Annotated in this window: 10 protein-coding genes; 3 read left to right on the top strand and 7 right to left on the bottom strand. The window is 55.8% G+C overall.

Translation table 11 applies throughout. The annotated features are described in order from the left end of the window. Positions 1-232: 232 nt before the first annotated feature. The 6 genes from fabG to yceD form a co-directional block, all read right to left on the bottom strand. The gene (gene fabG / locus FQK12_RS12780; protein WP_004101082.1) at positions 233-967 is read right to left on the bottom strand and encodes a 3-oxoacyl-ACP reductase FabG; all 735 of its coding nucleotides are present in this window, start codon (positions 965-967) and stop codon (positions 233-235) included. Positions 968-979: 12 nt separating this feature from the next. Further along, positions 980-1,909, bottom strand: a complete 930-nt coding sequence (gene fabD, locus FQK12_RS12775; RefSeq protein WP_014228841.1) for an ACP S-malonyltransferase — start codon at positions 1,907-1,909, stop codon at positions 980-982. A 15-nt stretch (positions 1,910-1,924) separates the two neighbouring features. Continuing rightward, the gene (locus FQK12_RS12770; protein ID WP_014228840.1) at positions 1,925-2,878 is read right to left on the bottom strand and encodes a beta-ketoacyl-ACP synthase III; all 954 of its coding nucleotides are present in this window, start codon (positions 2,876-2,878) and stop codon (positions 1,925-1,927) included. A 53-nt stretch (positions 2,879-2,931) separates the two neighbouring features. Further along, on the bottom strand, positions 2,932-4,029 hold the full coding sequence (gene plsX / locus FQK12_RS12765; RefSeq protein ID WP_071881755.1) for a phosphate acyltransferase PlsX: 1,098 nt from the start codon (positions 4,027-4,029) through the stop codon (positions 2,932-2,934). 202 nt (positions 4,030-4,231) lie between these two features. Further along, complete coding sequence (gene rpmF / locus FQK12_RS12760) at positions 4,232-4,405, bottom strand: 50S ribosomal protein L32 (RefSeq protein WP_004101077.1); 174 nt, start codon at positions 4,403-4,405, stop codon at positions 4,232-4,234. Between the two features lie 16 nt (positions 4,406-4,421). After that, a complete protein-coding gene (gene yceD / locus FQK12_RS12755; RefSeq protein WP_004849895.1) occupies positions 4,422-4,943 on the bottom strand; it encodes a 23S rRNA accumulation protein YceD in 522 nt (173 codons plus the stop codon). 141 nt (positions 4,944-5,084) lie between these two features. On the opposite strand from yceD, the gene FQK12_RS12750 reads away from it, so the two are divergent. After that, positions 5,085-5,669 (top strand): Maf family protein, encoded by a 585-nt coding sequence (locus tag FQK12_RS12750; protein WP_014838086.1) that lies wholly within the window; start codon positions 5,085-5,087, stop codon positions 5,667-5,669. A 199-nt stretch (positions 5,670-5,868) separates the two neighbouring features. Beyond that, positions 5,869-7,014, top strand: coding sequence for a dienelactone hydrolase family protein (locus FQK12_RS12745; protein WP_014228837.1), 1,146 nt, complete (start codon positions 5,869-5,871; stop codon positions 7,012-7,014). Between the two features lie 12 nt (positions 7,015-7,026). Here the strand turns inward: FQK12_RS12745 and rluC are convergent, their stop codons facing one another. Further along, a complete protein-coding gene (gene rluC / locus FQK12_RS12740; RefSeq protein ID WP_014228836.1) occupies positions 7,027-7,980 on the bottom strand; it encodes a 23S rRNA pseudouridine(955/2504/2580) synthase RluC in 954 nt (317 codons plus the stop codon). A gap of 697 nt (positions 7,981-8,677) precedes the next feature. On the opposite strand from rluC, the gene rne reads away from it, so the two are divergent. Beyond that, a complete protein-coding gene (gene rne / locus FQK12_RS12735; protein ID WP_014228835.1) occupies positions 8,678-11,932 on the top strand; it encodes a ribonuclease E in 3,255 nt (1,084 codons plus the stop codon). Positions 11,933-11,968 lie beyond the last annotated feature (36 nt).

The raw sequence follows: 11,968 nt of genomic DNA, 5'->3' as shown, positions 1-11,968 counted from the left end.
CGCGTTCTTCGATAGTGCTCATACTCTTAAATTTCCTATCAAAACTCGCTTTCGCGATGGTTTTCGTAGTGTATAAAATGTTGAAAAATTTGCAACTAAATCCCGGCAGGTCTTACCACGATTTTACGCTATTTTGCGGCTGTTTGCCCTCATAACGCAAATGATTTTGTACAAAACATTACAGAGAACCGCACGGACTGCGCGGTTCCTGAACGTTTTGCGCAAATCTCGGTCAGACCATGTACATTCCGCCGTTGACGTGCAGAGTTTCACCAGTGATGTAACTCGCTTCGTCAGAGGCTAAAAATGCCACCGCGCTGGCGATTTCATTTGGGGAGCCAAGGCGCCCCGCAGGAACTGCCGCCAGCGTACCCGCACGCTGCTCATCGGTCAGCGCACGCGTCATGTCCGTTTCAATAAAGCCCGGAGCAACAACGTTTACAGTAATACCGCGGGACGCAACTTCGCGAGCCAGTGATTTACTGAAGCCAATCAGACCCGCTTTCGCCGCAGCGTAGTTGGCCTGACCCGCATTTCCCATGGTACCAACCACAGAACCGATAGTGATAATACGTCCATGACGCTTTTTCATCATAGCGCGCATTACCGCTTTTGACAGACGGAAAACAGATGACAGGTTGGTTTCGATAATATCGTTCCACTCGTCATCTTTCATGCGCATTAACAGGTTATCACGAGTAATCCCGGCATTGTTCACCAGGATATCAACTTCACCAAATTCTGCGCGAATATTTCCCAGAACAGATTCGATAGATGCAGGATCGGTCACATTCAGCAGCATGCCTTTCCCGTTAGCACCTAAATAATCGCTAATCGCCTGCGCGCCGCTTTCGCTGGTCGCAGTACCGATAACTTTTGCCCCACGGGCAACGAGCGTCTCAGCGATTGCGCGGCCAATCCCGCGACTTGCACCGGTAACCAGCGCGATTTTTCCTTCAAAACTCATGGTTTTCCTCTTTTATTGCTCAAGCGCCGCAGACATAGCTGCCGGCTCGTTAAGCGCGGAAGCGGTCAGGGTGTCAACAATACGTTTAGTCAGACCGGTGAGGACTTTACCCGGGCCAACTTCATACAGATGCTCTACGCCCTGTGATGCCATAAATTCAACGGTTTTGGTCCACTGAACCGGGCTATACAGCTGACGGACAAGGGCATCGCGAATAGCTTCAGGCGTCGTTTCACTTTTCACGTCAACGTTATTCACGACTGGAATAGCTGGCGCGTTGAAGGTTATTTTTTGCAGCTCAACGGCCAGTTTCTCCGCTGCGGGCTTCATCAGCGCGCAGTGGGATGGGACGCTGACCGGCAGCGGCAGAGCACGTTTAGCGCCTGCAGCCTTACAGGCCGCCCCTGCGCGTTCTACGGCCTCTTTATTACCGGCAATAACGACCTGTCCTGGCGAGTTAAAGTTTACCGGAGAAACCACCTGCCCTTCAGCAGATTCTTCGCAGGCTTTGGCAATCGCAGCGTCGTCAAGCCCGATGATCGCGGACATCGCACCGGTACCTTCCGGTACCGCTTCCTGCATAAACCTGCCGCGCATCTCAACCAGGCGGACGGCATCAGCAAAATCGATAACGCCTGCGCATACCAGCGCAGAGTATTCGCCGAGGCTGTGGCCCGCCAGCAAAGCGGGCGCTTTACCGCCCTGCTGCTGCCAGACGCGATACAGCGCTACGGAGGCGGTCAGCAGAGCCGGCTGCGTCTGCCAGGTTTTGTTCAACTCTTCCGCCGGGCCCTGCTGTGCAAGCGCCCACAGATCGTAACCCAACGCCGCAGAGGCTTCACGGAACGTCTCTTCAATGACCGGGTAAGCGGCCGCCATATCTGACAGCATCCCGACACTCTGAGAGCCCTGTCCCGGGAACACAAAAGCAAATTGCGCCATGTTTAAATCCTTATCCTAAAAACGAACCAGCGCGGAACCCCAGGTGAAACCACCACCGAAGGCTTCCAGCAGAATAAGCTGACCACGTTGAATGCGGCCATCGCGAACGGCTTCATCCAGCGCACAGGGAACAGATGCCGCCGACGTATTGCCGTGTCTGTCGAGCGTGACGACCACGTTGTCCATCGACATGCCCAGCTTCTTCGCCGTGGCGCTGATAATACGCAGGTTGGCCTGATGCGGCACCAGCCAGTCAAGCGCAGAGCGCTCGAGGTTGTTCGCAGCTAAAGTCTCGTCCACGATGTGCGCCAGCTCGGTTACCGCCACCTTAAAGACTTCATTACCCGCCATCGTCAGATAGATGGGGTTTTCCGGTTCGACGCGATCGGCGTTCGGCAGCGTCAGCAGCGAGCCGTAGCTGCCATCCGCGTGCAGATGGGTGGAGATGATGCCCGGCTCTTCAGAAGCACCCAGCACCACGGCACCGGCGCCATCGCCAAAAATAATAATGGTTCCGCGATCGGCAGGATCGCAGGTGCGCGCCAGCACGTCAGCGCCGATCACCAGCGCGTAATCCACCGCACCGTTTTTTACGTATTGATCGGCAACGCTAAGCGCGTAGGTGAACCCCGCGCAGGCCGCAGCGACGTCAAACGCCGGGCAGCCTTTAATACCCAACATTGATTGAATCTGGCATGCCGAGCTAGGAAACGCATGGGTACCGGAGGTGGTCGCAACAATAATCAGACCAATTTGCTCCGGCTTGACGCCCGCCATGTCCAGCGCATTCTTAGCGGCTTCAAGGCCCATCGTAGCAACTGTTTCATTCGGTGCGGCAATACGACGCTCGCGGATACCGGTACGAGTAACAATCCACTCGTCAGACGTATCGACCATATTTTCCAGTTCAGCGTTCGTACGCACGTGCTCAGGCAGATAGCTGCCGGTACCAATAATCTTCGTATACATGTACGCTCAGTCACTCTTGGGTAATATACCGGGTTAACTCAAACTGCGAGGCGTCAGTCGTTGCCGGTCATCCGGGTTTGAGGCCGGGAATTTCCGCTTCTGCCGCCTTCAGGCAATTCGAAACCTGCAGGGTATAAAGATTCCAGGCGAGCGGCAATTCGCTGAGGAACCTGCCGCTGCACAGCCTGCACTGCCTGCTCTATCGCGACGCAAAAAGCGCGCTGATTGGCAGCCCCATGACTTTTAATCACGGAACCGCGTAATCCTAACAGACAGGCACCATTATACTGGTCGGGGTTGAGGTGACTGAATCGCCTCGACAGGCTTTTTTGTAACCAACGCTTTAATAAAAGCAGCCACCACGACCTTTTTTTCCCCTCTCCCTGTGATTTCAACAGTGAAAGGAACATTCTGACAACACCTTCCATCGTTTTTAATGTGACGTTGCCCGTGAATCCATCACAAACCAAAACATCCGTCTTGCCCGTCAACAATTCGTTGGCTTCCAGATACCCAATATAGTTGAGGGTCGGCAGAGTCTTCAAAACCGCCGCCGCGTCGCGAATGCTGCTGAGACCTTTCATCTCTTCTTCGCCGATATTCAGAAGCGCAACGCGGGGATCCTTAATACCGATCGCTTCTTCGGCAAGAACCGCCCCCATGATGGCAAACTGCACCAGCATTGTGCTAACGCAATCCACGTTAGCGCCTAAATCCAGCACCACCGTTTTGCCCTTCAGCTGATGCGGCAACATAGTAACCAGCGCAGGGCGCTCGATCCCCTCAATGGGCTTAAGCAGCAGCTTCGCCAGCCCCATCAGCGCTCCGGTATTACCCGCACTGACGCAGGCCTCCGCCCGCCCTTCTTTCACTAACTCAAGCGCAATGCGCATTGAGCTACCGCGACTGGCGCGAATCGCTTGCGCGGGTCGAGCATCACTGGCAATAACTGACTGCGCAGGGATAACCTGCAGACGTGAACGTTGTTCAAAATCAGCTTTGGCAAGTAATGGCGCGATAGTGTCGGGATCGCCGACTAAAAGAAGTGTGAGTTGTGAATTAGAGTTCAGTGCCTGCAATGCTGCAGGCACTGTCACGGAAGGGCCAAAATCCCCGCCCATGACATCTAACGCCAGGGTTAGACGAGTCAAGGTATCGTCGCTGCTCGGTTCGGTTATTCCCCAGTTACCCGGGGAGATCCTCACTAAGCTTCATCACGCTTTTACTCTTCGTCTTTCACGCGGCAAGTGCATTGACTGCGCTCGTTCACACCAGTCACATAGTGAGCTATGCTCCTGGTGCTTCTCTCGCTTGCGTCTTCTTGCAACGCGAAATCCATGGAGTAATGCGTGATTACTTAGCGATAACCTTGCGACCGCGGTAGAAACCGTCGGCAGTGATGTGGTGACGCAGGTGTTTTTCACCAGAAGCTTTGTCTACAGACAGGCTGGTGACTGCGGTCAGCGCGTCATGGGAACGACGCATGCCACGTTTGGAACGGGTTGGTTTATTCTGTTGTACGGCCATGGACCTTACTCCTCAATTACTTATGCTTTAAGCTGGCTAATACGGCAAATGGATTTGGTTTTTGTGCCTCTTCAGGCAGTTCACCAAAGACCATGTCCGCGTCGGACACTTCACAGTGTTCAGAATCATGCACCGGAACTACGGGCAAGGCGAGGATGATTTCATCTTCAACCAGCGCCAGCAGATCGATTTCACCGAATTCGTTAACCTCAATCGGCTCATACGCTTCCGGCAGTGCTTCGGCCTGTTCGTCATTTCTGACGGGGCTGAAACAATACGTTGTGTGAACATGATGGGGGAACGGTTTCCCGCAACGCTGACATTCGAGGGTTACCGACACTGTCGCATCGCCGCTTAAAACGGCAAGACGCTGGTTATCGATAGCGAACGACATGCTGCATTCCACATCGCTGTCCACGCTGACAACAGAATCAGCGACACGCACAGCCTGATCACGGGTATAGATACCTTGGTAATCTAAGCGTTTTTGAGCCGTGCGAACCGGATCGAGAGTCAGGGGTAATTTTACCTTTTGCATAGGGCGCGCATATTAACTTTGTAACGTCATAGAGTCAAAGAAAAAGGCAGCCTCAGGTTGCCTTTTGCCATTTATTCGCACACATTGCGGCGCATAGTTTAAAATGATGCTCTGCGAAGCGCTATATGTGGATGAAAAAATATGTCTGAACTAATCCTCGCGTCAACCTCGCCGTGGCGGCGAATGCTGCTGGAAAAACTGTCGGTGCCTTTTGAATGCGCTGCGCCGAACGTTGATGAAACCCCGCTGCCCGGCGAACCTGCCCGCCAGCTGGTGATGCGTCTGGCGCAGGCAAAGGCGCAGGCCCTTGCCGCACGCTACCCAAAGCACCTCATTATAGGCTCCGATCAGGTTTGTGTCCTGGACGGTGAAATTACCGGCAAACCGCATACGGAAGAAAACGCCCATCGCCAGCTGAGAAAGGCCAGCGGCACCATCGTCACGTTCTATACCGGCCTGGCGCTGTACAATTCCGCCAACGGTCATCTACAAACGGAATGCGAACCTTTCGACGTTCATTTCCGCCGTTTAAGCGACCAGGAAATTGAGAGCTATATCCGCAAGGAAAACCCGCTGCAGTGCGCCGGAAGCTTTAAAAGCGAAGGTTTAGGCATCACGCTATTCGAACGGCTTGAGGGGCGAGATCCCAACGCGCTGGTCGGTTTGCCGCTCATTGCCCTGTGCCAGATGCTGCGCCGGGAAGCGTTGAATCCCCTGCTCACGTAAACATGATAAAGGCCTCCCGATCCCACGCGGTCTCTTCCTGAGGCCGCGTGCCGCCGCTTTACAACGCGTTTTACCCGCTGCCCAACGGAGCAGAGCAGGTTTACCCCAACTTAATTAATGCATCGCCTGTCACAGTTTATTTTACCCGCGCCATTAGAATCCATTATGAAACGTTGTTTTATTTTTAAATGGAGCCACTATGCCAACCCGCGCTACGCTTTTGACCCTCACCCTGCTGGCCGCCGCCGGCGTTAATGCCCATGACTGGCAGCGCCAGGGCATCGTAGAGGGCAATCTCCCCGCCTCCTGGCAGCAGCTGAAAGCGCAGATGACCTACCCGGACTCGTGGCTCTCTGGCCACTACCGTGATTTTGAGCAATGGCGACAGCAGGCCCGTACGCTGCTTCGGCAGTCTCTGCTAACCCCGGCGTCGACACTCCCCTTCGCGCCGCAAACGCTGATGAGAGAAAATCGAGGCGCGTATACCGCCGAGAAGCTGGCCTTCAACGTAACCGACGATAACAGGATTGCCGCGCTGATGTTGACGCCAAATTCCCCCGGCCCTCACCCGGCAATTGTTCTGCTGCACGACCATGGCTCAAAGTTTGATATCGGTAAGGAGAAGCTAATCCGTCCGTGGAACGACGCCGCACGGCTGGCCAGCGCCGAGGCGTGGGCGGATAAATTTTTCAGCGGTCGGTTTATCGGCGATGAACTGGCGCAGCGCGGCTATGTCGTCATCGCCATTGATAGCCCGGGTTGGGGGGACCGAGGGCCGATGGTCTACGAGCAGCAGCAGGCCCTCGCCAGCAACTACTTTAACCTGGGGCGCTCGCTGGCAGGTGAAGTTGCCTATGAAGATCTGCGTACCGTCGATTTCCTCAGCACTTTAAAAACGGTTGATAGTCAACGCATTGGAGTCGTGGGTTTCTCAATGGGCGGTTTTCGCGCCTGGCAGCTGGCCGCCCTGTCTGACAAAGTCGCCGCGACTGCGGTTATCTCCTGGTTTGGAACCTGGAACGGCCTGATGCAGCCTGGCAACAACGTTTTGCGCGGCCAGTCGGCGTTTTATATGCTTCACCCTGGCTTATCCGGACGCCTCGATATTCCCGATATCGCCAGCATTGCCGCGCCAAAACCGATGCTTATTTACAGCGGCGGACAAGATAAGCTCTTCCCGGCGGAAGCCGTTAACGACGCCTTCGCAAAAGTACATAAAGTGTGGGCGTCGCAAAACGCGCAGGATAAGCTGGAAACAAAAACGTGGCCGGAACTGGGCCACGTTTTTAATCAACAACAGCAGGATGAAGTTTTCCCCTGGCTTGCCAGGTGGCTCAAACCCTGAGCCTGAGCGCGGTCATTTCGCGTTACGCAAGACCTGCAGGCAGCGCTTAAGCTGATTATCTAAGGGGGCTTCAATGCGCATAATCTCCCCGCTACCCGGATGGGTAAACTTCAGCGCCGCCGCATGCAGAAACAGCCGGTTAAGGCCGGTGCCCGCCAGCTGCTTATCAAATTCACGGTCGCCGTAGCGGTCGTCAAAAGCAATAGGGTGGCCGGCGTATTGCGTATGCACGCGGATTTGATGCGTACGACCGGTCACCGGGCTGCAGCGCACCAGCGTCGCATGGGTATAACGCTCTTCAACTTTAAAGCGCGTCTCCGACGGTTTCCCCTCCTGGTTAACCCGCACAATGCGCTCACCGCTCTGCAGAATATTTTTCAGCAGCGGCGCCTGCACCACTTTAGTATGCGACTGCCACTGCCCGCGCACCAGCGCCAGGTAATCCTTCTGCATTCCTTTGTCGCGCAGCTGCTCGTGCAGGGAACGCAGCGCGGAGCGCTTTTTGGCGACCAGCAGCACGCCGGAGGTGTCGCGATCCAGGCGATGCACCAGCTCCAGGAAACGCGCTTCCGGACGCAGCGCGCGCAGACCTTCAATTACGCCAAAGCTCAATCCGCTGCCGCCGTGTACCGCCGTTCCGGAAGGCTTGTTAAGCACCAGGATATGATCGTCTTCATATAAAATCACATCGGCCAGCGCGGCTACTTTTTGCAGGTGTGGAGAGACCGCCTCTTCTTCTTTCTCAGAGACGCGAACCGGCGGGATGCGCACTTCGTCGCCGGCTTCCAGCTTATATTCCGGCTTCACGCGCTTTTTGTTAACCCGCACCTCGCCTTTACGCAAGATGCGATAAATCATGCTCTTCGGTACGCCCTTCAGCTGCGTACGCAAAAAGTTGTCGATACGTTGCCCGGCTTCATCATCAGCAATGGCAACCATTTTTACGCTTGGGATCTCAGTTTTCATGGTGCGCGATTCTAAATAGCCCGACGCATTAGCGCCACTCATTTTTATATGCTTATATTTATCATCATCCGGATTTCACAGTACGCTTCATCATCGTTTTGTTTGTTATTAGAACAATCTGTATACGCGGGTGAAAAAACTGTGAGTAACCGGGTGATAAAAGGTGAAAGTCAACTTGCTATAACGAGCTTAGCAATGGAATAATGATGCAGTATTCCGTGCTGAAACTTGTTAGAACAAGAAATTAGCGGAATGACCAATTTTGTCTGACCGATCATCAACGCAGCAATGGCGTAAGACGTATTGATCTTTCAGACAGTTAGCGGGCTGCGGGTTGCAGTCCTTACCGGTACAGGCTCTATGGATTTCACGTCGCAGGAAGGCGTTCACACTGGGATATCCCGGCGCTCATCTGGATCAAATGATTAAGATGAGCAGGTTAAGCCGCCACGCCTGCTGCATGAAAAACGATGGGTATAAATGGAATCTTCTCTGGTGATACATCCCAGGCAGTTCCCCTGATAAGTGCGCTGTGTTTCCGTTTGAAATACAGGCGACCGACACTCTGCGCCTCTTAAGCGCGCGACAGCCGTGAGGTTGGCGACGTGAAACAGACACGAGGCCATCGGTTTTCCCCGGTAAGGCGTTACTCTGCCCGTAGCTTAGTCGTCAATGTAAGAATAATGAGTAAGTTACGATGAAAAGAATGTTAATCAACGCAACTCAGCAGGAAGAGTTGCGCGTCGCCCTTGTTGATGGGCAGCGCCTGTACGACCTGGATATCGAAAGCCCCGGGCACGAACAGAAAAAAGCGAACATCTACAAAGGCAAAATCACTCGTATTGAACCTAGCCTCGAAGCCGCATTTGTTGATTATGGTGCCGAGCGTCATGGTTTCCTCCCTCTCAAAGAAATTGCCCGCGAATACTTCCCTGCCAACTACAATTCTCACGGTCGTCCAAACATCAAGGACGTGCTGCGTGAAGGCCAGGAAGTGATTGTCCAGATCGATAAAGAAGAGCGTGGCAATAAAGGCGCCGCGCTGACCACCTTTATCAGCCTGGCGGGTAGCTATCTGGTGCTGATGCCGAATAACCCACGCGCTGGCGGTATTTCACGCCGCATCGAGGGTGACGATCGCACCGAACTCAAAGAAGCGCTGGCCAGCCTTGAGCTGCCGGACGGCATGGGACTTATCGTTCGCACCGCTGGCGTCGGCAAATCCGCCGAAGCGCTGCAGTGGGACTTAAGCTTCCGCCTGAAGCACTGGGAAGCCATCCAGAAAGCCGCAGACAGCCGCCCTGCTCCGTTCCTGATCCATCAGGAAAGCAACGTCATCGTGCGCGCTTTCCGCGACTATCTGCGTCAGGATATCGGCGAAATCCTTATCGACAACCCGAAGGTGCTTGAGCTGGCTCGCCAGCACATTGCGGCGCTGGGTCGTCCGGATTTCAGCAGCAAAATCAAACTGTACACCGGGGAAATCCCGCTGTTCAGCCACTATCAAATCGAATCGCAGATTGAGTCCGCTTTCCAGCGTGAAGTGCGTCTGCCTTCCGGCGGTTCTATCGTTATCGACAGCACCGAAGCGCTGACCGCTATCGATATCAACTCCGCACGCGCCACCCGCGGCGGCGACATCGAAGAAACGGCGTTTAATACCAACCTTGAAGCAGCCGATGAAATCGCTCGTCAGCTGCGTCTGCGCGACCTTGGCGGCCTGATCGTTATCGACTTCATCGATATGACCCCGGTTCGCCACCAGCGTGCGGTAGAAAACCGCCTGCGCGAAGCCGTCCGTCAGGACAGAGCGCGCATCCAGATCAGCCATATTTCCCGCTTTGGACTGCTGGAGATGTCGCGTCAGCGCCTGAGCCCGTCGCTCGGGGAGTCCAGCCATCACGTCTGCCCGCGCTGTAGCGGAACGGGTACCGTGCGCGATAACGAATCGCTGTCGCTTTCTATTCTGCGTTTGATCGAAGAAGAAGCGCTGAAAGAGAACACCAAAGAAGTTCACGCTATCGTACCGGTGCCGATTGCCTCTTACCTGCTGAACGAAAAACGTGCCGCGGTAAGCGCGATTGAAACCCGTCAGGCCGATGTGCGCGTTATTATCGTGCCAAACGACCAGATGGAAACGCCGCACTACTCTGTTCTGCGCGTGCGTAAAGGCGAAGAGACCTCCACGCTGAGCTATCTGCTGCCGAAACTGCACGAAGAAGAGATGGCCATGCCTTCTGATGAAGAGCCGGCCGAGCGTAAACTCCCGGAACAACCGGCGCTGGCTGCTTTTGTCATGCCTGACGCGCCTCCGGCTCCGGCCCAGGAAGAGCCGGCCAGAGCCGCGGCTACCGTTGCGCCTGCCGCATCCGCACCGAAGGCGGCAGCGCCGGCGCAGCCTGGCCTGGTTGCCCGCTTCTTCAGCGCGCTGAAAAAAGTGTTCTCCAGCGAGGAAGAGACTAAACCGGCGGAAGTTCAGGTTGAGAAAAAAGCGGAAGAGAAATCCGAGCGTCAGCAGGAGCGTCGTAAACCGCGTTCCAACAACCGCCGCGATCGCAATGACCGCCGCGACAACCGGGATAATCGCGATAGCCGCGAGAACCGCGATAGTCGTGCCGAGAACAGCGAAGGCCGCGAGTCTCGTGAAGAAAACCGCCGCAACCGTCGTGAGAAGCAGCAGCAGAACGCTGAGCCGCGCGAAATCCGCCAGACAACGGTCGAAGATAGCGAAAAAGGCAAAGCGCGCGACGAGCAGCAGCCGCGCCGCGAACGTAATCGCCGTCGTAACGATGATAAACGTCAGGTTCAGCAGGAAGCCAAAGCGCAAACCCGCGAAGAGCCGGTTGTTCAGGAGAGCGAGCAGGAAGAGCGCGTGCAGACGATGCCGCGTCGTAAACCTCGCCAGCTGGCGCAGAAGGTGCGTATTGAATCTGCTGCCGCTGAACAGGTTGTCGAGCCGGTAGCCGCGCCTCAGGTCGCCGAAGCGCCGGTCGTCCAGCCGGAAGCCGCAGCGCCGCGCACTGAACTGGCGAAAGTCGACCTGCCGGCGGTTGTTGAAACCACTGCGGAACATGATGAGAACGGTGAAGCCCGCGAATCTAACGGTATGCCGCGTCGTTCACGTCGTTCCCCTCGTCACCTGCGCGTCAGCGGCCAGCGCCGTCGTCGCTACCGTGATGAGCGTTACCCGACGCAATCCCCGATGCCGCTGACCGTAGCCTGCGCATCGCCGGAAATGGCGTCTGGTAAAGTGTGGATCCGCTACCCGGTCGTTCGCCCTCAGGACCAGCAGCAGGAAGACGTGCAGGTTCAGGAGTTCTCAACCACTGCGGCTGAGCCCGTCGTCGCGCCAGTGGCTGCCGCTGAGCCGGTTGTCTCTGAAGTGATTGCCCCGGCTGTCGCCGCAGAAAGCGCAGTCGAGCCAGTGGCCACTTCCGAGCCTGTGGCGGTGATTAGCGAACCTGAAGTTCCGGTCGTAGAAACCACGCATCCGGAGGCTATCGCCGCCCCGGTTGATGAACAGCCGCAGCTGATTGCCGAAGCCGATGAAGCCGTGGCCGAAGAAGTTGTCGCAGAAGCCGTTGACGTCGTTGCGCAAGAAGCTGTCGAACCGGAAGCTGCGGTCGCTGAACCTGTTGCGGTTGAAGAGACGGCGGTGGTTGTTGAGGAAGCGCCTGTTGTTTCCGAACCGGTGGTTGAACCTGCACCAGAGGCGGAGCCGGTCGTTGCGACTCAACCTGTTGTCACGGCTGCGCCGGTCGTTAAGGTCGCCAATCGTCACGCCACGGCGCCGATGACCCGCGCCCCAGCGCCAGACTACGTACCTGAAGCGCCTCGTCAAAGCGAGTGGGTTCGCCCGAACTTTGATTTTGACGGTAAAGGTTCTGCTGGCGGTCATAGCGCCACGCACAAAGCCGCTGCCGGACCTACCCGTCCGCAGCCCGTAGAGTAACGTCACCTCGACAAGACCGGCCCCCGCGCCGGTCTT

Origin of the sequence: Klebsiella sp. ME-303, from assembly GCF_007910085.1 — a bacterium.
Lineage (GTDB): Bacteria > Pseudomonadota > Gammaproteobacteria > Enterobacterales > Enterobacteriaceae > Klebsiella > Klebsiella michiganensis.
Note: the sequence above shows the minus strand (reverse complement) of the source record. Positions and strands in the feature narration are given on the sequence as shown.

What these genes read in the sequence shown, in the direction of transcription:
- fabG (WP_004101082.1), bottom strand. Translation starts at nt 967, where the DNA reads ATGAGTTTTGAAGGAAAAATCGCGCTGGTTACCGGTGCAAGTCGCGGG.
- fabD (WP_014228841.1), bottom strand. Translation starts at nt 1,909, where the DNA reads ATGGCGCAATTTGCTTTTGTGTTCCCGGGACAGGGCTCTCAGAGTGTC.
- FQK12_RS12770 (WP_014228840.1), bottom strand. Translation starts at nt 2,878, where the DNA reads ATGTATACGAAGATTATTGGTACCGGCAGCTATCTGCCTGAGCACGTG.
- rpmF (WP_004101077.1), bottom strand. Translation starts at nt 4,405, where the DNA reads ATGGCCGTACAACAGAATAAACCAACCCGTTCCAAACGTGGCATGCGT.
- yceD (WP_004849895.1), bottom strand. Translation starts at nt 4,943, where the DNA reads ATGCAAAAGGTAAAATTACCCCTGACTCTCGATCCGGTTCGCACGGCT.
- FQK12_RS12750 (WP_014838086.1), top strand. Translation starts at nt 5,085, where the DNA reads ATGTCTGAACTAATCCTCGCGTCAACCTCGCCGTGGCGGCGAATGCTG.
- FQK12_RS12745 (WP_014228837.1), top strand. Translation starts at nt 5,869, where the DNA reads ATGCCAACCCGCGCTACGCTTTTGACCCTCACCCTGCTGGCCGCCGCC.
- rluC (WP_014228836.1), bottom strand. Translation starts at nt 7,980, where the DNA reads ATGAAAACTGAGATCCCAAGCGTAAAAATGGTTGCCATTGCTGATGAT.
- rne (WP_014228835.1), top strand. Translation starts at nt 8,678, where the DNA reads ATGAAAAGAATGTTAATCAACGCAACTCAGCAGGAAGAGTTGCGCGTC.